The sequence below is a fragment of the Janibacter sp. CoH_79_TC_3 genome (assembly GCF_058197955.1).
Genome location: NZ_JBXWIV010000022.1, coordinates 1 through 22,883, shown reverse-complemented (window position 1 = coordinate 22,883; position 22,883 = coordinate 1). Strand labels below are relative to the sequence as shown.

The following is a 22,883-nucleotide window of genomic DNA, read 5'->3' as shown; positions in this document are numbered from 1 at the left end:
GTCATTAGGTTTAATGGCTAGAGCTTAGTAGCTGATAATAGTAGCTAAGAGAAATAGCCAGCTGTGTTGTTATATTAGTAAGAGCGGCATTAACAAAAGATATAAGCATCTCTCTAGCGTTTAACAGTAACGCCCTTTTACCATAACAAATAAGCCGTGCTTTGTTAACGTCTAGATGGTGTTGAATCGTGGCACAATCGTAAACGTAACAATGCTTTAGCACTCGATTAGCAAGGTATTTATTGTCTCTTACTTTTGAAGAAGACGACCGCTACGAAAGACTTGGCTATCCTCATAAAAGCTAGGATGGGCATTCTCCGCCCAAAAGTGTGGCACACCCAAAATAGGTAATGGCGAGAGCTTACGCGGTGTCACATCCGGTTGCGATAACAACGCCTCCATATAGTCAGTTACTTTCTGATCCAAGTGACCGATACGCTCAGATAACGATAAGGCAAAAAAGTCTTGCGCGACATGTATCACGATACTATGGGCGCATAATGCTTTGCGCGGTTGTAGTAGCTTTTCAAGCAGTGCATGCCCAAAAATATATACCGCAGCCTGAGAGGATTCATGCAGCTGTTTTGGCTTATCCCACTGCTGACGCGGTTGTACCAAACTTGCCTGCCAATCAAAATTGATCAGCGCTTCACCGATACTAGGCTCAGCTGTCACCAATATTGCGCCATTTTCATCAAACACCGTAATGGTATCGCGAACGCGCCCTCGACTGCTCCCAATACCTTGCTGCTCAATTTCAAGCATATGATAGTAATTGAGCAGCGCTTTAGTTTTGGGAAAGGTTAGCCAAATACTGCCATTAAATAAATCATGCAAATTATCACGCGTCGGAATATTACCGGTCGTACCGATAAAGCTCTCGTACGCCTCGCCTTCTGGCAACGCCTCTTGTGAGACAAATTGTAAGGTTTTAGCTTGATTATTGAGCGCCGGTTTGGTTTGCGGTAGTGACTGCTGTAGGTCGTTAGCCTGTTGCTGCAATGCTGTATTTAAAACCTTGGCGATAATATCAGGCGTATGTTCTATTTTGTCTGTCTGAGCAGGCTCATTATTTAAGCCACTTAATTGAATGATGATTTTACTAATATAGCCTAACTGGTTTAAGTGACAGAGCCACGGTGCTTGCCAATCAATAGCAGCAAAAGTGTCATCAAGCGTGCTATTACATGCAGGCGGGTTATTGGTAGAAGCATCGAAAGAAGTAGTTTGATAAGGATTAGCAGGTAAATCAGTGGTGGTCATATTGACTATCTCTATTAGACGACTGGCGTGTCTATGGTATCATGGAGCGCTTTTTTACGGCTAGACGAGCCGCTCGAAATGACGTTTTCGCGCGCTATTTATTGATGAGTTTTTATGGCTAATTTTAACACCCACTTAAATGTCGCATTCATGGTTAGTGGTACGATGAGTTTGACTGTTTACAAAGCGGGATTGATTGATGATTCCGGGTTTTTAATGTGCGTGGCGCTTGGTACCACTGGGGGATTATTACCTGATTTGGATTCTGATAACTCAACGCCGATTAAGCTTGGGTTTAACATTACCTCATTTATTTTTGCCTTTGGTCTCGTGATGCATTGGCGCAGTGAGCTGAGTTTGCTGGCACTGATAGCGTTATGGCTGGCAGGATACGGCTTTATGCGTTATGTCGTATTCTCTATTTTTACCAACATGACCGTCCATCGCGGTGTCATTCATTCCGTACCCTATATGGCGATACTGGGTCTTGGAATGACCTATTTAAGCTATGATATTTTAAACTTACCGTTAACGGTTAGCTGGTTCTACGGCTTGTTTTTATTCGGCGGCGCGATGGTGCATTTGGCATTGGATGAGTTATATAGCGTCAATTTGATGGGTATGAAAATGAAGCGCTCATCGGGTACCGCCATGAAGTTCTATCAACATAAAGACAAATGGTGGTATCTGCTACTGTACGTCATCCTTGCACTCTTGGTATATTTTGCGCCACCGTTTGATAGGTTTTGGGAGCAGCTGCGTGATCCAGCACCTTGGGCTCAGCTAAAAATCGGGCTGTGGCCAGAAATGATCAAAAATTGGCTGCAATAAAATTTGTACCGCTACTAAAAAACAAATAATAACTTGAGTAAATAATGTCGATTTCCATACAAATCTGCCCTTGCCAGATTAACCTGTCATCAGATGATATAGGCTCATCACTACTTTATAAGGAGTGCTGCCAGCCTTACCATGACGGGCTTTTTGATAAAGACTTTGATAAGTTAGACGGCATAAAAGCGGACACTGCTGAACGTCTTATGCGGTCGCGCTATAGCGCCTTTGTCTTGGTCAAGCCAGAGTACATCGTCAAAACTACGCTGCCGGCGCAGCAAAACTTGCTAGACATAAAGTCTATTGAGAGTTGGGCAAAAGAGACAGATTGGGTAGGTTTAGAAATTGTCGGTCATACGCCAAAGCTAGGCAAACATCATGCGCAGGTTGAGTTTAAGGCCTATTTTAATATGCCTGATGGCAAAGAACAAAAACAACAGGTGCATCATGAATTATCTGCTTTTGTAAAAACAAAAAACAAAGCTGATAATGATGCGAGTTGGTACTTTTTGGATCCGACCGTTTCTATGTCTGTCACACAGAAACAGCCGTGTATTTGTGGTTCGGGTGAAAAGTTTAAACGCTGTTGTGGCGCTTATATCTAACTGATATTTAACCAATATTAACTATTTTCCAACTCTAAACACTCGCCCCAACTGCTCTTGCCACCGCAATCCCTTCTTCAATCGTCAAAAATTTGCGCTGGCTTGGACTGTCTTTATAAATGACATCGCCATCTTGGAACATCAAGCATTCATTGACGGCTAACTGTTGCCATTTTTCATTTTCAGTGAGTGGAACAGTCACTAGAATCGTAACTTTATCGGTGTCTGTGGTCACATCGCTAAAGTTAATAGCTAAATCATCATCTGCTAATTTCGCTTCACCAAACGGCGCTTTACGCGTGAGATAAAACAGTAAGCTACCAGCATAAGCCAATTGCCAACGACCATTCGATATCAAGCAATTAAACAAACCATTGGCAGATAAATAACGACATTGGGTAGTCAAAAAGTTAAACAGCGTTTGGTTATCAGGACGGGTTTTAAAGCTGCTTTTCAGACGATTAACGAGATAACAGAATGCCATTTCAGAATCGGTGTTACCGACTGGCTGGCAATGTGAGGCATTGCCATTATCTTGCAGGCGCTGACAGCGTTTAATAAACTCGCTATTCATCTGCCCATTATGAGCAAATACCCACTGCTCGCCCCAGACTTCACGAACGAAAGGATGAGTATTGGCCAAGCAGTTCTGCCCTTGGGTCGCCTTACGAATATGGGCAATGACGTTCATGGCTTTAATCGGATAATTATTAACCAAATCGGCAACGGGCGATAAATGGCTCGGATGATTGTCATGGAACAGACGCAGGCCAGTCGAAGCATTACCCGAATCGCATTCGCTACGCTCAAAGAACGCAATACCAAAGCCATCTTCATGGCTGTCGGTCATGCCGCCGCGACGCCGAAACCCTGCAAAGCTAAAACCAATATCCGTTGGGGTATTACAGTTCATTCCTAAGAGTTGACACATTTATACTTCACCGCCGTTGTTGTCGTCTTTTGCAGAATTTAAAGTAGGGTTTAGAGTAGCTTCTGACACTTCATCAAACATCTCATAAGGCGTTGCCCCATCGGTGTCGATATTCGCCAAAATACGCTGTGCATGCGCCAAATCAGTATCCTGTACCCAAAGCACAATCCCAGAATTCATACCCGGCATCACGCTCAGCGGTTGCAGAGATACTGTAATGCCGTTATTACGCAGCAGATTAGCATGTAGCTCGCCTTGTATATTGGTATCGTAGCACGCCAGTTTGTGCCAGTTATCAACTTGATCGGTCATGGTGAATTCCTTTTAAACATTTAAATGTCTTGTTAATACAAATGGATTTAATAAAAGTCAAAACCTGATGACCAGTTAATTTGATTTAACGGATAAGCATCAATATGGAAACCGTTTGGATAATCTTTAAAGCCAGGCTGTAATTTCAATTGATTTATAGCGGCTTGCGCTTGTTGCTCAGTAGCAAATACACCGATTAATTTAAAATCTTCGACATCGTTGTTTTTATCATCGTCTTTACAGCGTGCGTGTTCAAGTACAAATACCGTATTTTGCTCTTTTTCAACATGTGACCAATGGTAAGCGGCTAGACGCTTCATCAAGTCAGGATTTTTGACCATAATGTTATCGCCAGTCCGCCCTTCGGTACGGTTATAATGAATAACGTTTAAACGTAGCAGCCAAAAGATAACCGCCGCTTTTGCCAACATTACTGGTAAGGCACATTTTTCATCCGCGCCAAGTGAGCGTTTTGACTCATAGCCTTGCAAAAAAGCGGCCATTTTACTGCGGTCAAAATTCACCGACTCACCTTGCTCAGCATCACCCCACGTGGTACAAAAGTCATTAATGGTAATGGCAATATCCATCACATAATGTTCGACGCTGACTTCGGTAAAATCCAACAACCCTGTCAGACGCTCTTCGCCTTTTTGGCTATTATTTAACGATAAGTCCCATAAGGTATTATCCGCAAACATGTCTAAATGACATAAGCCTTTTGGCAAAGTCGCAAGCGGCAAATCTGAGTAAGCGCGCCAAATATCGCTCATCAATTTGGCTTCATCACCGGGCATAAACTGCATTTCACGGTCGCGTACTTCCGCCCATGGATATAAAGGCACACCATATTCTTCCGCAGGTTGTAATGCTTGCAAAGTCTCATGTAGCATGGCTAAAGCGGCGCCAATTTCGTGACACATCGCTTGTGTGGTCTGTTGTGGGTGCGAGCCTGCTAGGCATGGCACTAACGTAATTGCTTTATTATCGTATTGAATGACATAACATTTTTCTTCACTATCAACCAACGATAACGGCGCAGCGACCGGTAATTTACCATCTAATTGATTTAAAATGACCGCCATTTTTTCGATGTCTTCTGGTGGACGCTCTTCAAATAACGTAAATACATAAGAGTGCGCACCATCCACATCATCAGTCGTCTGAATAAACCAGTTAGAGTTTTTAATGCCTTGGGTAATTGGAATGGCGCGCGCAAATGACACGCCAAAACGCTGGCAAAAATCGGCAAACTGGTCATCGGTTAACTGGGTATAGACGGACATGACATCTCACTTATGGCAATAGAATAAAAAGGTAAATAGGTACGGTAATGACAGTGATTGTACCGCGCATGAGCAAACTTTGGTTAACAGCATAATAATCTTGCGAAAATCTGCCTGATATGGCGGTGATTTTGCTAGACTAGCGCTTATAGAATGAATTGATTATAAGGCGAAAGTCCCTATGTTAGCAAAGCGTATCATTCCTTGTTTGGACGTTGATAATGGCCGTGTGGTCAAAGGCGTACAATTTGTCGATATTAAAGACGCAGGCGACCCTGTTGAAGTCGCTAAGCGCTACAATGAACAAGGTGCCGATGAGATTACTTTTTTAGACATTACCGCAACCAATGATGAGCGTGATACCACCTATCATACCGTTGAGCGTATGGCAGAAACGGTATTTGTTCCGCTTACAGTCGGCGGCGGTGTGCGTAAGATTGCGGATATCCGCAACTTACTCAATGCAGGTGCGGATAAAGTAGCGATTAATTCAGCAGCGGTATTTACCCCTGAGTTTGTCGGTGAAGCGGCGCAGAAATTTGGTAATCAATGTATTGTAGTTGCTATCGATGCCAAGCGCGTCGCTGATATTGAGGTTGATGGCATCATCATGCCGCGTTGGGAGATTTTTACCCATGGTGGTCGTAAGCCAACGGGTATTGATGCGGTTGCTTGGGCAAGTAAAATGGCGGCGCTTGGCGCTGGCGAATTATTGGTCACCTCAATGGATGGTGACGGCACCAAAAAAGGCTATGATTTGGCACTTATGAAGCAAATTACCAGTCGTGTGAATGTGCCCGTTATTGCTTCAGGTGGCGTTGGCAATCTGCAGCATTTAGCCGAAGGCGTATTAGAAGGCGGCGTCGATGCCGTGCTCGCTGCCAGTATTTTTCACTTTGGCGAATATACGGTGCAAGAAGCGAAAGAATATATGGCAGCACAAGGCATAGCAATGCGCTTATAACGCCTTTGTAAAATACAAATGCAACGGTAAAAAATGTTATCATAGCGCTAACTACTTATTATCATTTGATTTTCGTTCATTTAACGGATAATTAATCGCTTAAATAGATTATTTGAACCCAGCGTTATATTTAGATTCCTATACTTTTATATTAAAAACCCATTCAGCAAAGGATATTTTTATGTCGAATTTACAACAGCAGCGCAATGATGTGACCCATATCGATGGTAACTTACATCAAAATGAAGATGCGCGTATCGGTATCGTCGTTGGTCGTTTTAACGGTTTTGTCGTTGAATCATTGGTAGATGGCGCAATCGATGCGCTACTGCGTCATGGCGTTTTGGGTAGCAACATTACCGTGATTCGTGTTCCTGGTGCCTTTGAGTTGCCATTGGTCGCTCAGCGCGCTGCTGAGTCTGATCGCTTTGACGCCATTATTGCGTTAGGCGCAATTATTCGTGGTAGCACGCCGCATTTTGACTTTGTTGCTAGCGAATCTGCCAAAGGCCTAAGCAGTGTTGCGATTGATTATAATATTCCTGTTGCCAATGGCGTATTGACCACTGACAGCATCGAGCAAGCGATTGAGCGCTCTGGTACGAAAGCCGGTAATAAAGGCTCAGAAGCGGCGATGGTGGTACTAGAGATGATTGCGGTATTATCACAGTTAGATATTAATGATGACTATGATAGTAGCGACGATGCTTAACAATGACGCTTAATTAAACCATCATTTCATAAAGTATTTTTATTATTTAAGCAGTTGAATGGGCGCTGTGGTTCTTTATAAGCTATGGTTTGTTATAAAAAGTCACAGCGCCTATTCTAGGCAGAACAATGCTACAAAGAACAGTGCTCCAAAAAAAGTTGTAAACGGCGCTAGCAAGCGTCGATGTAACACTTGACTGTCATAGCTGTCAGTCGATTACTATTTAACATATTTTATGCTATTGCTTATCCCATAGTTGCTTATCACATATTTGTTTAAAACCTAGGTACAAACCCCTTATGACTGACCAACTCAAGCGCGCTATTAGCGCGGCGCAAACCGCACAACTCACTGATGGACAAGCTGAAGCGACACGTATCGCAAGCAGTAGTGCGGGCGATCAAACCTTCGATATGAGTGAAACCACTTATAAGACCAGCCACACTGCTGTGCGTAAGGCTCGTCGCTTTGCGATGCAAGGTCTATACGAATGGCTGGTAACCGACCACCGTTTTGATATCGATGGCAAGCTTGGCTGGAAAGCCAATGCCCCACATGATATCGCTGCCCGTACCCGTGCGACCAATGCCATGCATACCGTACATATCGGTTATTACCATGAAATGATGCGTGATATTCCAGAGCAGATTGACGCTCTCGATGTGCTAATCAGTCAGCATCTTGATCGTGAAATCGATAAGCTTGATACCGTCGAGCACGCTATTTTATTAATTGGTGCGTATGAGCTACAAAACCGCTTAGAGATTCCTTATAAAGTGGTGCTTGATGAGGCGATGAAGCTAAATAATCATTTTGGCGCTACAGATGCGCATAAATTGATTAATGCCGTCCTTGATAAAATGGCGGTTGAATTACGTGCGCTTGAAGTAGAAGCAGATAGCAAAGCCAATCTACGCACGTCACAAAAAGCGGCGACTCAATCTAAGACTAAGCAGGCTGAAGCTCAATCTGCTAATGTTGAAGAAGCTACTGAAACCCCTGCCGAATCTGATATCGACAGCACGGTAACTGGCTCAAACAAACCACGTATCAGTGCGAATAATGCCAGTGTTAAACGCAATAGCGCGAGTAAAGCATTAGCAAATATCATTGATTATAAGATAGGCAAGCAAAACGAAGCGGCAAAAGATGTCGTTGCTGCCGACTCTATCGTTAATGAACAGCTTGTCGAAGAAAATACTGCGGCCAATACTGACATTGATGAAGACAGTAATTTAGATAGTAGCGCAGATAGTAATGATGCTAGCAACGAGAACAATAGCGCCGCCGATATTGCGCTACAAGACTCTAATATTGTTAGTACTGACCAAGAAGTCGCTGACCAAGAAGATGCTGCCGCAGATAGCAGCTCGTTAGATAATACTGAGCTAGACGATACTATGTCAGACAACTTAGATAACATTGTGTCAGATGATACTGATGCAAAAAGTAAAGACTAGTCATGAATGAGTTTGAGCTGATTGAGCGTATATTTTCCCAAATCCAAGCTGCACAGTCATCGTCTAGCATTGTCGATAAAGGCAATGTCGAAAAAGGCATTGGTGATGATGCCGCGGTAATGAGCTTGCCTGCAGGCGCGCGCTTGGTCAGCTGTATTGATACCCTCGTTCAAGGTCGTCACTTTAGCGCTGATTGGGAGCAAGTGAATAAGCTTGCCTTTTCTATCGGCTATAAAGCCGTTGCGGTAAATGTCTCAGATATTGCCGCGATGGGCGCCACCCCGCACAGTATTTTATTGGCATTAGCCTTACCTGAGCGTTTGGCTAATGAGCAATGGCTGACTGAGTTTGCCAACGGTTTATTTCATGCTTGCCAGCTATTTGGTGTGACGCTTATTGGCGGTGATACCACGCGCAGTGATAGCTTGATACTCAGTGTCAGCGCGCAAGGATTGCTTGATGCCAACACACCAGCTGTTTACCGCTCAGGCGCGCAAGTTGGTGATAAAGTCTATGTCTCAGGCACGCTTGGCGATGCCGCTTATGCGCTACAACATCCTGATAATGCTGTCGGTATTGAGCTTGCACATCGATTGCATATGCCAACGCCTCGTATTACCTTAGGTACCGCACTAGCGAAAGTTGGTGCAACTTCTATGATAGATATCTCTGATGGTTTGTATCAAGACCTTGGGCATATCTGCCAGCAAAGCGGTATCGCTATGCGACTTAATTTGGAAAATCTGCCTACTAGCAAACCATTAGTCAGCATCGATTTATCTGAGCGTTTATTGTGTCAATTGGCAGGTGGCGATGATTATGAACTGGCTTTTACCTTGCCTGCTCATATCGAACCGCCTAATAGTAAGGACGCTAATACGCCTGTTACCTGTATAGGTGAAGTAATAGCCATAAACCAGGCAAATGCTACTACGAATTTACGACCAGCGCTTTTTTATCAAGGTCAGCCAGTCACACCGACTCATCCAACCCCATTTCCTACTTGGCCCAATCTGACGGGTTACCAACATTTTGCAGGTTAACCCATGATTGATCACGACCTTATTAAGCCTGACATCCGTAAAGCCAATGATTGCCCGCCTCTCCCCGCCAATGCCTGTGCGCTTGACCGTTTAATTTATTGGCTTGGTATTGGTTTAGGCAGTGGTCTGCCTCGCCGTGCCCCCGGTACTTGGGGCACAGTTGGCGGTTTAATCGTTGCGATACCTTTATTAAGTTTAGGCTTTGTGCCGTTTTTGATTATGACCATTTTAGCTTGTTTGCTTGGTAATGCGATATGCGGTCGTACCTCAGAGCTGATGGGCGGTCACGATAATCCGCACATTGTTTGGGATGAATGGGCAGGTATGTGGCTTACATTACTGCCGCTATCTTATATGGGTATTGCTGACGGCAATTTTTGGCAAAATATCGCCCAAATATCTACTATCGTAGCAATCATTATCGCCTTTATATTATTCCGCTTTTTTGACATTATTAAGCCACCGCCGATTAGCTGGGCGGATAAAAAAGTCGCGGGCGGTCTGGGTATTATGCTCGATGATATTATCGCTGGCATCATGGCGGCAGCTATTTGGGTGATTGTTTATACTTTTATTTTTACCCTTGCTGATTAACAATCATCATTATCTAATTTTTAGTTAGACTACCTTTATGCTTTCACGTCTTTCATTTCTTAACATCTTTTATCGTCTCCCTAATTTTATGCGCTAGAATTTTTGGTGCTAGCTGGATAAAACAATATTAAGATTACAAAGATGTCACGACATAGCATTTTGGTTAAATGACGATTTACGTTATAATTCAAACTTATATTTTGTTACATTTGTAGGCTATTATGACATCTTCTCTTTCGGTAATTATCCTCGCTGCTGGCAAAGGCACGCGTATGCAGTCAGCCAAGCCAAAAGTGCTGCAGACACTGGCTGGCAAGTCACTATTGGGTCATGTGCTTGATACCTGTCATCAATTGATCGTTGATGACACTATTATTGTTCATGGTTTTGGCGGCGAGCAAGTCCAAGCAGACATTAGTGAGCAATATGCGCACCTGCCTATTACTTGGGTCGCCCAGACTGAGCAGTTAGGGACAGGACATGCGGTAAAAGTGACGCTGTCTGATTTACCAAAAGAAGGTCAAAGTCTGATTCTTTATGGTGATGTCCCATTGGTCAGCTGCCAGACGTTAACAGCATTAAAGTCTGCCAATACTGACGGTATGTCGATGTTGACCTTGACTGTTGAAAACCCTTTTGGTCTCGGTCGTATCAAGCGTGATAAAGATGGCAATATCGAAGCGATCGTCGAGCAAAAAGATGCCAGCGCCGATGAGCAAAAAATTCAAGAGATTAATAGCGGTATTTATTGCGTTGATAATGCGTTGTTGCATAAATATCTGCCAAAGCTGTCTAATAATAATGCGCAGCAAGAATACTACCTGACTGATATTGTTAAAATGGCTGTCGCTGAAGGCATTAATATCGTTGCGATTGAGCCTGAGCATACCTTTGAGATTGAAGGCGTCAATAACCGCCAACAGCTTGCTAGCTTAGAGCGCACGTGGCAAGGAAAATTGGTTGCAGACCTGCAAGAAGCCGGTGTGCAGTTTGCCGACCCAAGTCGTGTTGATATTCGTGGTACCTTAACTGCCGGTCAAGATGTGTTTGTTGATGTGGGAGTGGTATTTGAGGGCGATTGCCTCTTAGGCGATAACGTTTATATCGAAGCGGGCTGTGTGATTAAAAATGCCCGTATTGGTAATGCCTGTCATATCAAACCTTATTGCGTGATTGATCGTGCTGAGATTGGTGCAGGTGTCGATGTTGGTCCTTTTGCCCATTTGCGTCCTGAAACAATTTTGGCTGACAACAGCAAAGTTGGTAATTTTGTTGAAATTAAAAAATCGACGATTGGTCGTGGCAGCAAGGTCAATCACCTAAGCTACGTCGGCGATGCAACGGTCGGTACCGACGTCAATATCGGCGCTGGTGTGATTACCTGTAATTACGATGGCGTAAAAAAATCGCAAACCATCATCGAAGACAATGCCTTTATCGGCTCTAACGCCAGCTTGGTGGCACCTGTAACCATTGGTGATACGGCTACGGTTGCTGCAGGCTCCGTGATTACTAAAGACGTTGATAGTAAAGCATTGGCTTTTGGTCGCGCTCGTCAAACCCAGAAAGATGACTTTCAGCGTCCGACTAAAAAGTCAAAATAGTCAAAAATACGTTGAAAACTGTTCATTTAAACACTATTTAATTTAAACAATAATAAGCAGCATGACAATCTTTGTGATGCTGCTTCCTTATATTTATAGCGTCAGGATTGTGAGCGCAAAAGCCTCGCACTGACCTAATATAAAGTTCTATTATTTAATAACTGAATATAATCGTATCTAAGCATTGAACAATCAAAACATGAAACATCGAATTTAAGGAATAGTTATGTGTGGAATCGTTGGAGCAGTAGCTGAGCGTAATATCGCCAATATCTTACTTGAAGGTCTTAAGCGCCTAGAATACCGTGGTTATGATTCCGCTGGTTTGGTTGTCATTCGTGATGGTGAGCTGCATCGCGAGCGTCAAGTAGGTAAAGTGCAAGCGCTGGTCGATGCCGTCGCAGTCAATCCTGAATTTTTCGATGGTCATATCGGTATTGCCCATACACGTTGGGCAACGCATGGCGAACCTGCTCAGCGTAACGCCCACCCGCACATATCAGGTAAAATCGCTGTCGTCCACAACGGTATCGTTGAGAACTATGCCGAATTAAAAGAAGATCTGATTGCCAAAGGCTACGAGTTTACCTCGCAAACCGATACCGAAGTTGTCGCCCATTTAATAAATGATATCTACAAAAGCACGCCTGATTTATTAGAAGCCGTTCGTGCGGTTATTCCTTTATTACATGGCGCTTTTGCCCTTGGTATTTTGCATATCGATTGCCCAGATGAGCTGATTACCGTCCGCTTAGGTTCTCCTTTGGTCATCGGTGTTGGGATTGGCGAGAACTTTATTGCCTCTGATCAATTAGCCCTATTACCGGTCACCAATCGCTTTATGTATCTAGAAGAAGGCGATATTGCCAGAATGACTCGCGACAGTATTACCGTTTATGCCGATGGCGTTGAAGTAAAACGTCAGATACATGAAATTGACGCGACCCAGCATAATGCCGATAAAGGTGAGTTTAAGCATTATATGCTTAAAGAAATCTATGAGCAGCCAGATGCTGTCAGAAGAACTGTTGAGATGGCAGTTGATAACGGTACAACTTTTAAATTACGCGACGACTTTTTACAACGTCATGAAGCGCAATTAAAAGGCATTAAGCACGTCCAAGTCATCGCTTGTGGTACCAGTTATCACTCAGGTTTGGTGGCAAAATATTGGTTTGAGAGCCTAATTCGTGTGCCTTGTTCCGTTGAAGTTGCTAGTGAGTTCCGCTACCGCAATCCGGTCGTCGTCGACAACACATTGGTCATTTGTATTTCGCAATCTGGCGAAACAGCGGATACCTTATCCGCGCTTCGTGATACCCAAAAGCAAGCGCCAATAGGGCTAGTCAGCTTGGCCTTATGTAATGTACCGACATCGTCACTGGTCCGTGAGACAGACATTTTTTTACCAACGCTTGCTGGCCCTGAGATTGGTGTTGCTTCTACCAAAGCCTTTACGACTCAGCTTGCGGCTTTGATGCTGCTGGTGTTAAAAGTGGGTGTCCTGCAAGAGCGTATGACTGGCGAAAACTTGACCATTCTGCTTGGTCAATTACAACACTTACCCGGTCAACTACATGCCAGCTTAAACCTTGATGCGCCTATCAAAGCCATGAGTGAGCACTTTGAATATAAGAAAAGCTGCTTGTTTTTAGGGCGCGGTTTACAGTTCCCAATCGCCTTAGAAGGTGCCCTAAAGCTAAAAGAAATCTCTTATATTCACGCAGAAGGCTATGCCGCAGGTGAGCTAAAACATGGGCCATTGGCATTGGTTGATAAAGATATGCCTATCGTGGTGCTAGCACCAAAAGACAGTATGTTTGATAAGCTAAAAGCCAACATGCAAGAGGTACATGCGCGTCACGGTGAGCTGTTTGTATTCGCCAGTGAAGAAAGTAAGATGGTCGCAGAAGATAGAATGCACGTGGTCTATGTACCTGAGGTTTGCGAGACGCTTGCCCCTATCGTCTACAGTGTGCCAGTACAATTACTTTCGTATCATGTAGCGGTAATGCGTGGCACAGATGTCGATCAGCCACGTAACCTCGCAAAATCAGTGACGGTTGAGTAGAGTAAGTCTTTGATTTTAAAGGATTTTTAATCATAAATTACTTATTATAATATTGTATAATACTGAATCCTTTGCTGTCTAGTATTAACTAGATAGCAAAGGATTTTTTGTGTAATGAACCTGGGAAATTTCATTAACTTGGATATATGTCAGTATAAGTATTATATTGAGCAGCAAAGCAAACCAGAATTGATTATGTTCCTATTTCAGACTCAGCCTTATTTAGGTTGTCGCAAATGTCTTTTGTGACATCAAAACTACCCACTTTAATATCATCTAAATCATAATAGCTATACTGATAATCAAATCCCATATTTATCCCTTGAATAACCTCTGCTTCTGCACAGGCTAACTCAGTATGTTCATTTCGCATTACCGTTTCAATCTCTTTTCTTTCAGATGCATTATAACCAGATACCTTCAGCCTATAACCGAAAGTGACCGTTGTTCCATCAAAATCAATCTTTTCTAAAGTCGTCACTTCATCAAGTACGCTTGGCAACTCTCTTGTTGACATATCGATATTACGATACATCTCCTGTACATCACGTTCGTGATTGCTAGCCGTAGTAACACTTTCACCATGAGCCAAATCAGAGTTATCATTCGAACAGGCGGTAAGTGTTAGAAAAGCTGAAAGTACAGCCAATGCTTTAAGTTTATTAAACATAATTATCCAAAATAATATGATTAGGGCGTGTCCTCATTCTAAAGAGAACACGCCCTATTATACAAATATGAATATCTAAACCAGCCCTTTATAAAGAAAATAGCACCCAACCACCGTTAATAACACCGCAAAGCATTTCTTTAATAGTTCTGGCGATAATATATGAGCGACTTTTGCGCCTAACTTAGCAGTGAAAAAACTCATAATGCTAATGCCTAAAAAGGCATAAACATGGACAAAGCCAATAGTATTTGGCACATCGACTTGCTGCTGCATCCCAAAAAGCATAAACCCTAACGCACCGGCAATGGCGATCGGCAAGCCACATGCCGCTGACGTACCAACTGCTTTTTGCATAACCACGCCATAACGCGTGAGATAAGGGACGGTTAAGCTGCCACCGCCAATACCGAAGATAGCAGAAGCGATACCAATGACCCCGCCTGCTGCTAGTTGCTTAGGTTTTGACGGCAGGGCTGTATTGGCATGGTTAACTCCACTGGCATCATTAGTAACCTGCTTTTTGCCACCAAAAAACATCTTATAAGCGACCCACAGCAAAAATACTCCAACAATCAGCTGAAGATACAATCCAGATATCTGTCCCGCAATTCCTGCCCCAAAAAAGCAACCAATCGCTAAACCTGGTGCCAGATTTTTAAAGACTGGCCACATAACCGCGCCTTTTTTATTGTGCGCCATCAGCGAGCTGATAGAGGTGACAATGATAGTCGCTAGTGACGTCCCTAACGCTAAATGCATGATGCTGTCAGGACTGTAATCCATTTGGGTAAAGACGATAAATAAAAGCGGTACGATGATGGTGCCACCACCCACGCCAAACAGCCCCGCAGCAAATCCTGCTAGCGCGCCTATTATTAAGAAAATGAGTATTTCCACAGGATAGTTACTTCTCGGTTAAAGGATTGAAGGGTGATGTGAGTGAAATGCTCATCGATTCGAGGGCCGACTTAAAAACTAACTTCAACGCTAATTTAAGCGATTTCTATTTGAGCGACTTGTCCCACTTGATGGTATGAGCGATTAAAATATACCAAACTTTCATCGCTCTCACTTTGTTTGATAGCAACAACTCGGCACATAAAAATACTATGTGTACCCACTTGTTGAATGTCTTCAATCTCACAATCGAAACTGACCAATGCGTCTTCTAAAATAGGCGCACCTGTGGTTAATGTCGTCCAAGCGCCATGCTCAAAGCGCTCTTCTGAACATAGCTTGGAGGCAAAGGCATTAGATATAGACTCATGCTGGGTGCCTAACACATTAACACTTAACGTTTTATTTTCAAGAAAATGGGCATGTGAGCGAGAAGTCTGATTCATACAGACAAGCAAGGTTGGCGGTGTGTCGGTCACGCTACATACCGCAGAGGCGGTAAACCCATGACAACCAGAGTTGCCTTTTGTGGTGATCACATTGACCGCCGTCGGTAATAGAGACATGCCCTCTCTAAAATCAGTTGCTTCAATCATGACTTAACTCCTAAATTTTAATCTTTAAGTACATTGATAACTGAGGTCACTCATAGGTTTAAACAAGCTAGCGTTTGTTAAGAAATGCTAAACGCTTATCTCTTGGCGTACGATTTCTGCGCCCGCGCTCAAAGCATTTAATTTGCCGCGTGCAACTTGGCGGGATAACGGTGCCATGCCGCAATTAGTCGAAGGGTAAAGCTTATCAGCATCAACAAACTGCAGCGCTTTGCGTAAGGTATCTGCCACTTCTTCTGGGGTTTCAATGCTATTGGTTGCCACATCAATGGCGCCGACCATCACTTTTTTACCGCGGATTAACTCAATCAAATCCATCGGTACATGCGAGTTTTGACACTCTAAAGAGACAATATCGATATTTGACTGCTGCAATTTAGGAAAGGCTTGCTCATATTGGCGCCACTCTGTACCTAAGGTTTTCTTCCAATCAGTATTGGCTTTGATGCCGTAGCCGTAGCAAATATGCACCGCTGTTTCACATTTTAAACCTTCGATAGCACGCTCTAAAGTGGCAATACCCCAATCGTTGACGTCATCGAAGAACACATTAAAAGCCGGTTCATCAAATTGGATAATATCGACACCAGCCGCTTCTAGATCTTTCGCTTCTTGATTGAGGATTTTAGCAAATTCCCACGCCAATTTTTCACGGCTTTTATAATGACCATCATATAAAGTATCAATCATCGTCATCGGGCCGGGCAGCGCCCATTTAATCGGCTGATCGGTTTGCGAGCGTAAAAACTTAGCATCGTCAACAAACACAGGTTTTTGGCGGCTCACCGCACCAACGACTGACGGCACACTGGCCTCATAGCGATTACGAATTTTGACCGTCTCACGCTTTTCGAAATCGACACCATCGAGATGTTCGATAAAGGTGGTCACAAAATGCTGGCGCGTCTGCTCGCCATCACTGACGATATCAATCCCTGCCTGTAGTTGCTCTTGTAATGACACCCGTAGCGCATCTTGTTTGGCTTCAAGCAGCTGTTCGCCTTCTAAAGCCCAAGGTGACCAAATTTTTTCAGGTTCAGCGAGCCATGAAGGTTTTGGCAAACTGCCAGCAGTCGATGTCGGTAATAATTTTTGTGTCGGTAATAATAGTGTCATAGGATTTATCTTCTTATGTATTCGTATTCTCATTTCAGCTAGATTGAACGTATCTAAATTGAACGTATTTAGGCGGCGTATTCTTTATCTGCACATTCTTCCACCGCGCGCTCATGTACATCATAGCTTGCCGCCCATTCTTCAAGAATAGCTTGATAGGGCTGAATAAATTGCGCTTCCGTAAACTTGCCTTGCTTCACCGCCATTTGACTACGCTCTTCGCGGTCATAGACGATTTGCGTTAGGGAATAATCCTGATACTTTAAGCTAGGTTGATACACCTGACCTGCCGTCGAGTTGGCATTATAAATTTCAGGACGATAAATCTTTTGGAAAGTTTCCATGGTGCTTATTGCACTGATGAGCTCAAGGTCGGTGTAATCACTCAGCAAGTCACCGGCAAAATAAAAGGCCAAAGGCGCAAAACTACCTGCAGGCATAAAGTAGCGCACGGTTAAGCCCATTTTGGAAAAGTACTCATCAGTCAACGACCCCTTGTTCGAAGAGCAGCCATCTTGTCTATACTCCACCCCTAATACCGGATGCTGATTAATCGTACGATGATAGGTTTTACTGGTTGATACACTCAGGCAAATCACCGGCTGTTTATTAAACTCAGCTTGATAGGCTTCTGAATTCAATAAATACTGAAACAGTTTTCCGTGCAAATCACCAAAATCTTCTGGCGGTGGTAAGGTGGGGTTCTTGTCAAAATGCTCTAATAGGACGATGCTAAAGTCATAATCGCGCACGTAAGATGAGAAACTATTGCCAATCATACCGTCGATACGGGTGTTGTCTTTATGGTCAACAATCGTTGTTTTAAGCGTTTCAATGATAGGAAAGGTATGTCCATTACCTTCGATATCCAAATCTGCTGAAATAATATCAACTTCAACAGAATAACGGTCGGCAGTTGGGTTATCCCAATGCGCCAAGGCATTAAAACGATTATTGATCATTCTTAACGTTTTACGCAGATTTTCTTCGCGATGTTCACCGCGTGCCAAATTGGCAAAGTTAGTCGTTAGACGCGTGCTATCTACAGGATGATAGTTTTCATCAAAACGAATGCTTGAGATGGAATATGTAAATTGTTTACTCATGATAATCCGCTACCCTAATCTCATTGTGTGAGATAAAACCAAATTTGTGTATGAGATAAATCATACCCGAACTGAATCATGAATAAAAATGATACTATCTAAATTAAAGATGAGTGAAATTCATTTTATTAAAATTAGGTTATAAGAAAAGGATTGGATAGCAGGGATTTTGGTAGATTATTTTACGGGAAATGAGATTTATAAAGGACTGGAAAAATCTTGGATGATTGAAGAGAATAATGTAGCAGGTTTAGCAACTGACTCGCATTTTACTATCATAAATTGAAGTCGCATATAACGTAGAACTCAAACCACAAGTGATAAAGAAAATGGTAAAAGTATGAGACTGAATGCTTTGCTGTACTATACTAACTAAATGCAAAAGTAGATAATATTATAGGTAATTATTCACCTCTTAGTGCTTTTACAGGTTGGATTTTAGCTGCGCTGTATGCTGGATATAGAGTAGATAATAAAACAACAACTAAAGAAGATATTAAGATAAGCAGTATATCTATGAGTTTGATTTTGGAGGGTAACGATTCGACAAAGTAATTATCAAAAAGCCCTAAATCAAAAGTGACATTGATCCAAGCCGAAAGGCTAGGAATGCTAAGCGACAGTACAATGCCTAAGGCTAAACCAATCATCACCCCCAATACGCCAATAACAGTCCCCTGAACGATAAATATTCGGGAAATAAGACTTGATGACGCTCCAAAAGTTTTTAGTATCGCTACATCTGATCTTTTTTCTGTAACGCTCATCACCAATGTTGAAATAACGTTAAATGCTGCAACTAAAATAATGAGGAATAGAAGTAACGACATCATGGTTTTTTGCATACGAATAGAAGTATATAAACTGCCATGGGTCTGCGTCCACTCTCCACTAGAAAGGGTAACGTCTTTTTGAACATCTTGGAGGGTAGAAGCTTGATTAGAGGCACTAGCTAATGCTTGCTTAGCTGAGTCCTGAGAGGTGAAAACATCTTTTAAATTTAAACGAATACCAGTCGCACCATGATTTAAGCCTACCGCATCAGAAGCATCATCCATGGCGATATAACTCATCCACTTCTCTATCTCTTGGCTGACATGAAATACGCCCGTAAGCGTATAGGTATGAAAAGTAGGTGTGATACCGACTGTAGAATTAGAAGGTTTAGAGATTATAATTCCGACTTCATCACCGAGCTTTAAAGAGTACTTATCGACGACATATTTGCCGAGGATAATATTATTAGCACCAGCATTTAAGCTATCAAAATCACCCGCTACCATGCTTTGTTTAAGAATAGATACTTTAGCATGAGAAGTTGGCTCTATACCGTTTATGATGGTGCTATTGACTTCTCCATTTAAGGACAACATCCCTCGAGCCTGCACAAAAGGCGCAGTCGCTATTACATTGCTATCGTTTTTTTCTATGGCTTGTGCGAAAGATTTCCAATCATCTAAAGGAAAGGACGAATAAACAGCAGCCTGTGGCACCATCCCTAGTATTTTCTTAGATAGCGCTTCTTCAAAACCATTTAAGACTGACGTCACCACAATTAATGCAGCAACGCCAAGTATTAGACCTGCCATAGACACCGATGAGATAAAAGATAAAAACTTATTAGAATTTTCCGAACGAGTAAAGCGCAATCCTATAAAAATGGGTAACGAACGGCGCATAAGTTAATATCTCTTATATATATATATGGATAGTAAAAATTAAAATGCTTTAGTCAATTCGACTGAAACATCATTTTTATCATATTCTTCAAAAGGTGAATTACTGCTTACTTTATTATAGCTCCAACTTAATCTTGGTGTCAGACCCAAGAAAGAGAAACCTCTATTCCATGCGGTAATACCCGCACTATATTCTTTGTTTTCACGTTGAATACCAAAGAAGTCTGCACCATCATAATTACGCTCTGCGTAACCAAGATCTAATCTTGTCGTATAACCTTTTGGCCATGTTTGCCCCCAACCTACTCTGACGCCTGGACGGTCATAAGCTAAGGAATCATCTTCAGAATCTCGAGTAGAATAATCAATACCAAATGTCCAAAATTGCTGACCATTTGGCAGATAAATTGCGGTATTTGCTAATAGCCAGTCTGCACCATCATTAAATTCATATTTATCTATATAGCTTGATTTAGCGTAGCGTGCCAAACCCTGATAACGTAGCTTTGGACTAAGCCATTGATTAGCGCTGAGCTTTATGCCCGTAGTATCTGCATAGCTCTGTAAACCACCATCGCCGCTTTTACCTTGCGCATACCAGCGTTTGTTATAAAATGGGCCAATCTCCACTTCTGTAACAGCATTCTGATAGCCTATACCCGCACCAATACCAGCAGTTACATCATTATAGTCTTTATTGTCCCAGTAGTATTTACCATAGCTATTTAAGTTCACAGTGGTAAATATTTTGTTGTCATACAACCATTTTCTATCACCACTTGCATTAAAGTTCAAACCTTTCCCTGACTCTCTAGGTGATGTGTAAGTAAGAACTGAGCCATCGGGTCTAACTATTTGCGTACCTTGCTCTGGTGAGTTAGTGATATTGCTATCGTCCATATACGATACTGAACCATTGAAACTCCAACGGTCTTGAGAGTTAATAGCATCTAAATAGTTATTAATCACTTTTACATCATCTTCAGTAGGCGCTTCACTACGCAATGCTTCAAACTCCGACTGTGCAGCATCAAATTGGCGATTGTAGTACAAAGCCATGGCCAACTGAAATCTTAAAATCTGAACTTCAGGTAATTGCGCATTGACCTTACGATACATAGTTACTGCTTCATCTAACTTACCTTTTTTTGCAGCGATAATAGCATTACCCCAGTCTATCACTGAAGGATCATAATTAGATACTTGTTGATAAACAGGCAGTAGCTCCTCCAATGACTCTGCATCACCTTGTTTTAGCATAATACCTAATAAGTTCTCAAACTCAGCAGGATTAGCTTTTAAATATGCTTTGCTTTCTTCTTTACTCATCTTTGGGCCAGAATCATCTGAGGGCAAGTCTGTTGGAAGTCTTTCAAACTCATCTGGGCGCGATTGATTGATTAAATTGTTAATTGTTTCAATAGAGTTGTCCTGTGGCGCTAGTGGCACTGTTGATGGTTGAGCAGCCTCTACAGTTATAGCACTGCAGCCTATTATCAGAGTTAATGCACTATACATACTAGATTGTCGAAAATATTGCATAACCGTTCCTATCGGTAAGTTATTAATCATTAGATACAAAAACGACCACCTAAAGGTAGTCGTTCTGTATTAAACATACTTAATTATTAACTGATTATGATTATTCAACACTGTTGATTGGTGGTAAAGCAGGAGGTGTTATTACAATATCTTTTTTAGGTAGCTGTGCTGCACCGAATACACCGCCCCACTTAGAATCGCCGTAGCCATCCTTTGAATTGATAGAGTTAAGCGCACCACCCAATTCTTGAGCTTTGTCACCAAAGAAACTACCTTTAAATGAACCTTTACTGTCTTGAACATTACCATAAGTCAATTCTGCTTTGCCGTTAACAACAGAGTTACCTACAACTTTACCATCGAATTTAACTAAATCAACTGGTGTTAATACTACACCGCCAGCAGCGTTTTTATCGCCTTTGTTCCAAACGTTATAGATACTACCAGTAACTGTTTTTGCAGCAGAATCATACTCTGCTTGTACAAAGTTACCAATGGCCGCGCCAGTAGAACCAATCTGTACTGAGTTAGAACCACCAGTATCAACAGCATCACCGGTGAAAGTATTATCAATACCATACATTAATGCATGACCAGCATACTGATATTTACCAGTATTATTCAAAGCAGTCATGTTAGCAATACTAGCTTCATTGATACCACGATAAAAATAGACATCAGTCTTGGTGCTATTTTTGCCATCGAAGTCTTTGTCAGCAAGTGGTGCTTTTACATAAGTCTTACCAGCAATCTGACTAGCTAGAATGCTATCTAATTGACCGGTCACACGACCATACTGAACATTTTTAAGCTTTAATCCTGTAGTCTTAAAATCATTGCTAAGGTTAGTATCAGTAGGATTAGCAAGTGGCAAATTCAATTTGTTACCAAGCGCATCTTTTACAAGATACTGCGCGCTATTAGTTTTAAGCGCATTAGCGTTATCTGCGTCAGTATCAAGAGCAAGCGCACCGAAAACTCTTACATTGTTAGCACCGGCTGCAATAGTAGCAGGAGTTTGAGTAATATTACTGTTGTTACCAACTTTAGATTCTTGACCCTTGATTGTTGATGAAGCAACAGTATCAGCTGCCTGTACTTTTGAAACAGTTACAAATGCGCCTGTACCGTTTGCTTCAGAAATAGCGCCTCTCAAAGCATCATTATTCTTTTGGATTGAGTCAGCTTGTGCAACATTTGGGTTAGCGTTAGGTGCTTCACCAAGAACATATTTAACAAGGTTAGGATTAGCTACTGTGTTTGGTGCAGATACATCAGCGTACTGAGCAACAACAATGTTGGTCATCTTTTTGTTTGCTAGAGGTACAAAACCTACGACCGTATTATTACCATCGTTTCCAGCTTTACCATTAGTAGCTGGAGTTTTATCAAAATTAGAATTGTCACCACGTACATACTGCTGCCCAACTACTGAAGAATTTTTAGATTGAGTTCCTTCAGCTTCTGCTGCGCCACCTGGGTTATCAGTAGGATCATTTCCAGGCGTAGGCGTAGGCGTAGGCGTAGGCGTAGGCGTAGGCGTAGGCGTAGGCGTAGGCGTAGGCGTAGGCGTAGGC

The 22,883-nt window shown here is 42.4% G+C and carries 21 protein-coding genes; 9 read left to right on the top strand and 12 right to left on the bottom strand.

The features are described 5' to 3' along the window. Positions 1-249 precede the first annotated feature (249 nt). Positions 250-1,263 (bottom strand): DUF3025 domain-containing protein, encoded by a 1,014-nt coding sequence (locus tag AC2FA3_RS13325; RefSeq protein ID WP_490510000.1) that lies wholly within the window; start codon positions 1,261-1,263, stop codon positions 250-252. A gap of 114 nt (positions 1,264-1,377) precedes the next feature. On the opposite strand from AC2FA3_RS13325, the gene AC2FA3_RS13320 reads away from it, so the two are divergent. Both AC2FA3_RS13320 and AC2FA3_RS13315 read left to right on the top strand, forming a co-directional pair. Then, positions 1,378-2,094: a hypothetical protein gene (locus AC2FA3_RS13320; RefSeq protein ID WP_490509999.1), complete on the top strand. Its 717-nt coding sequence runs from the start codon at positions 1,378-1,380 to the stop codon at positions 2,092-2,094. Between the two features lie 44 nt (positions 2,095-2,138). Continuing rightward, positions 2,139-2,702: a YchJ family protein gene (locus tag AC2FA3_RS13315; RefSeq protein WP_490509998.1), complete on the top strand. Its 564-nt coding sequence runs from the start codon at positions 2,139-2,141 to the stop codon at positions 2,700-2,702. A gap of 34 nt (positions 2,703-2,736) precedes the next feature. On the opposite strand, the gene AC2FA3_RS13310 is transcribed toward AC2FA3_RS13315, so the two are convergent. Genes AC2FA3_RS13310 through AC2FA3_RS13300 form a run of 3 tightly spaced genes read right to left on the bottom strand, consistent with a single transcriptional unit; the run spans position 2,737 to position 5,231 of the window. Then, the gene (locus AC2FA3_RS13310) at positions 2,737-3,633 is read right to left on the bottom strand and encodes a class II glutamine amidotransferase (RefSeq protein WP_490509997.1); all 897 of its coding nucleotides are present in this window, start codon (positions 3,631-3,633) and stop codon (positions 2,737-2,739) included. Next, a complete protein-coding gene (locus tag AC2FA3_RS13305; RefSeq protein ID WP_490509996.1) occupies positions 3,634-3,945 on the bottom strand; it encodes a hypothetical protein in 312 nt (103 codons plus the stop codon). Between the two features lie 47 nt (positions 3,946-3,992). After that, the gene (locus tag AC2FA3_RS13300) at positions 3,993-5,231 is read right to left on the bottom strand and encodes a homoserine kinase (RefSeq protein WP_490509995.1); all 1,239 of its coding nucleotides are present in this window, start codon (positions 5,229-5,231) and stop codon (positions 3,993-3,995) included. A 181-nt stretch (positions 5,232-5,412) separates the two neighbouring features. Here AC2FA3_RS13300 and hisF point away from each other — a divergent pair, with 181 nt between their 5' ends. The 7 genes from hisF (at position 5,413) to glmS (ending at position 13,679) form a co-directional block, all read left to right on the top strand. Continuing rightward, a complete protein-coding gene (gene hisF / locus AC2FA3_RS13295) occupies positions 5,413-6,195 on the top strand; it encodes an imidazole glycerol phosphate synthase subunit HisF (RefSeq protein ID WP_490509994.1) in 783 nt (260 codons plus the stop codon). A 181-nt stretch (positions 6,196-6,376) separates the two neighbouring features. Next, positions 6,377-6,907 (top strand): 6,7-dimethyl-8-ribityllumazine synthase, encoded by a 531-nt coding sequence (ribH, locus tag AC2FA3_RS13290; protein WP_201546650.1) that lies wholly within the window; start codon positions 6,377-6,379, stop codon positions 6,905-6,907. Between the two features lie 299 nt (positions 6,908-7,206). Continuing rightward, a complete protein-coding gene (gene nusB / locus AC2FA3_RS13285; RefSeq protein ID WP_490509993.1) occupies positions 7,207-8,367 on the top strand; it encodes a transcription antitermination factor NusB in 1,161 nt (386 codons plus the stop codon). Between the two features lie 2 nt (positions 8,368-8,369). Next, the gene (thiL, locus tag AC2FA3_RS13280; RefSeq protein WP_490509992.1) at positions 8,370-9,410 is read left to right on the top strand and encodes a thiamine-phosphate kinase; all 1,041 of its coding nucleotides are present in this window, start codon (positions 8,370-8,372) and stop codon (positions 9,408-9,410) included. Positions 9,411-9,413: 3 nt separating this feature from the next. Continuing rightward, a complete protein-coding gene (locus AC2FA3_RS13275) occupies positions 9,414-10,004 on the top strand; it encodes a phosphatidylglycerophosphatase A family protein (RefSeq protein ID WP_490509991.1) in 591 nt (196 codons plus the stop codon). 221 nt (positions 10,005-10,225) lie between these two features. Beyond that, on the top strand, positions 10,226-11,608 hold the full coding sequence (gene glmU / locus AC2FA3_RS13270; protein ID WP_490509990.1) for a bifunctional UDP-N-acetylglucosamine diphosphorylase/glucosamine-1-phosphate N-acetyltransferase GlmU: 1,383 nt from the start codon (positions 10,226-10,228) through the stop codon (positions 11,606-11,608). A gap of 226 nt (positions 11,609-11,834) precedes the next feature. After that, complete coding sequence (glmS, locus tag AC2FA3_RS13265; protein WP_490509989.1) at positions 11,835-13,679, top strand: glutamine--fructose-6-phosphate transaminase (isomerizing); 1,845 nt, start codon at positions 11,835-11,837, stop codon at positions 13,677-13,679. A 193-nt stretch (positions 13,680-13,872) separates the two neighbouring features. Here the strand turns inward: glmS and AC2FA3_RS13260 are convergent, their stop codons facing one another. The 8 genes from AC2FA3_RS13260 to AC2FA3_RS13225 form a co-directional block, all read right to left on the bottom strand. After that, the gene (locus AC2FA3_RS13260; protein ID WP_490509987.1) at positions 13,873-14,349 is read right to left on the bottom strand and encodes a hypothetical protein; all 477 of its coding nucleotides are present in this window, start codon (positions 14,347-14,349) and stop codon (positions 13,873-13,875) included. A gap of 75 nt (positions 14,350-14,424) precedes the next feature. After that, positions 14,425-15,249 carry a sulfite exporter TauE/SafE family protein gene (locus AC2FA3_RS13255; protein WP_490509986.1) on the bottom strand — a complete coding sequence of 275 codons (825 nt, stop codon included), beginning with the start codon at positions 15,247-15,249 and terminating at the stop codon, positions 14,425-14,427. Between the two features lie 95 nt (positions 15,250-15,344). Next, positions 15,345-15,845 (bottom strand): flavin reductase, encoded by a 501-nt coding sequence (locus tag AC2FA3_RS13250; RefSeq protein ID WP_490509985.1) that lies wholly within the window; start codon positions 15,843-15,845, stop codon positions 15,345-15,347. 87 nt (positions 15,846-15,932) lie between these two features. Then, a complete protein-coding gene (locus tag AC2FA3_RS13245) occupies positions 15,933-16,979 on the bottom strand; it encodes a methionine synthase (RefSeq protein WP_490509984.1) in 1,047 nt (348 codons plus the stop codon). 68 nt (positions 16,980-17,047) lie between these two features. Further along, the gene (locus AC2FA3_RS13240; protein WP_490509983.1) at positions 17,048-18,085 is read right to left on the bottom strand and encodes a DUF1852 domain-containing protein; all 1,038 of its coding nucleotides are present in this window, start codon (positions 18,083-18,085) and stop codon (positions 17,048-17,050) included. Between the two features lie 404 nt (positions 18,086-18,489). Continuing rightward, positions 18,490-19,764, bottom strand: coding sequence for a lipoprotein-releasing ABC transporter permease subunit (locus tag AC2FA3_RS13235; RefSeq protein ID WP_490509982.1), 1,275 nt, complete (start codon positions 19,762-19,764; stop codon positions 18,490-18,492). Positions 19,765-19,803: 39 nt separating this feature from the next. Beyond that, positions 19,804-21,306: a surface lipoprotein assembly modifier gene (locus AC2FA3_RS13230; protein WP_490509981.1), complete on the bottom strand. Its 1,503-nt coding sequence runs from the start codon at positions 21,304-21,306 to the stop codon at positions 19,804-19,806. Positions 21,307-21,406: 100 nt separating this feature from the next. Then, on the bottom strand, positions 21,407-22,883 hold a 1,477-nt coding region (locus AC2FA3_RS13225; protein WP_490509980.1), incomplete at its 5' end, for a transferrin-binding protein-like solute binding protein.

Bases quoted from the DNA above. Each gene is read 5' to 3' on its own strand.
- AC2FA3_RS13325 (WP_490510000.1), bottom strand. From the start codon at position 1,263: ATGACCACCACTGATTTACCTGCTAATCCTTATCAAACTACTTCTTTC.
- AC2FA3_RS13320 (WP_490509999.1), top strand. From the start codon at position 1,378: ATGGCTAATTTTAACACCCACTTAAATGTCGCATTCATGGTTAGTGGT.
- AC2FA3_RS13315 (WP_490509998.1), top strand. From the start codon at position 2,139: ATGTCGATTTCCATACAAATCTGCCCTTGCCAGATTAACCTGTCATCA.
- AC2FA3_RS13310 (WP_490509997.1), bottom strand. From the start codon at position 3,633: ATGTGTCAACTCTTAGGAATGAACTGTAATACCCCAACGGATATTGGT.
- AC2FA3_RS13305 (WP_490509996.1), bottom strand. From the start codon at position 3,945: ATGACCGATCAAGTTGATAACTGGCACAAACTGGCGTGCTACGATACC.
- AC2FA3_RS13300 (WP_490509995.1), bottom strand. From the start codon at position 5,231: ATGTCCGTCTATACCCAGTTAACCGATGACCAGTTTGCCGATTTTTGC.
- hisF (WP_490509994.1), top strand. From the start codon at position 5,413: ATGTTAGCAAAGCGTATCATTCCTTGTTTGGACGTTGATAATGGCCGT.
- ribH (WP_201546650.1), top strand. From the start codon at position 6,377: ATGTCGAATTTACAACAGCAGCGCAATGATGTGACCCATATCGATGGT.
- nusB (WP_490509993.1), top strand. From the start codon at position 7,207: ATGACTGACCAACTCAAGCGCGCTATTAGCGCGGCGCAAACCGCACAA.
- thiL (WP_490509992.1), top strand. From the start codon at position 8,370: ATGAATGAGTTTGAGCTGATTGAGCGTATATTTTCCCAAATCCAAGCT.
- AC2FA3_RS13275 (WP_490509991.1), top strand. From the start codon at position 9,414: ATGATTGATCACGACCTTATTAAGCCTGACATCCGTAAAGCCAATGAT.
- glmU (WP_490509990.1), top strand. From the start codon at position 10,226: ATGACATCTTCTCTTTCGGTAATTATCCTCGCTGCTGGCAAAGGCACG.
- glmS (WP_490509989.1), top strand. From the start codon at position 11,835: ATGTGTGGAATCGTTGGAGCAGTAGCTGAGCGTAATATCGCCAATATC.
- AC2FA3_RS13260 (WP_490509987.1), bottom strand. From the start codon at position 14,349: ATGTTTAATAAACTTAAAGCATTGGCTGTACTTTCAGCTTTTCTAACA.
- AC2FA3_RS13250 (WP_490509985.1), bottom strand. From the start codon at position 15,845: ATGATTGAAGCAACTGATTTTAGAGAGGGCATGTCTCTATTACCGACG.
- AC2FA3_RS13245 (WP_490509984.1), bottom strand. From the start codon at position 16,979: ATGACACTATTATTACCGACACAAAAATTATTACCGACATCGACTGCT.
- AC2FA3_RS13240 (WP_490509983.1), bottom strand. From the start codon at position 18,085: ATGAGTAAACAATTTACATATTCCATCTCAAGCATTCGTTTTGATGAA.
- AC2FA3_RS13235 (WP_490509982.1), bottom strand. From the start codon at position 19,764: ATGCGCCGTTCGTTACCCATTTTTATAGGATTGCGCTTTACTCGTTCG.
- AC2FA3_RS13230 (WP_490509981.1), bottom strand. From the start codon at position 21,306: ATGCAATATTTTCGACAATCTAGTATGTATAGTGCATTAACTCTGATA.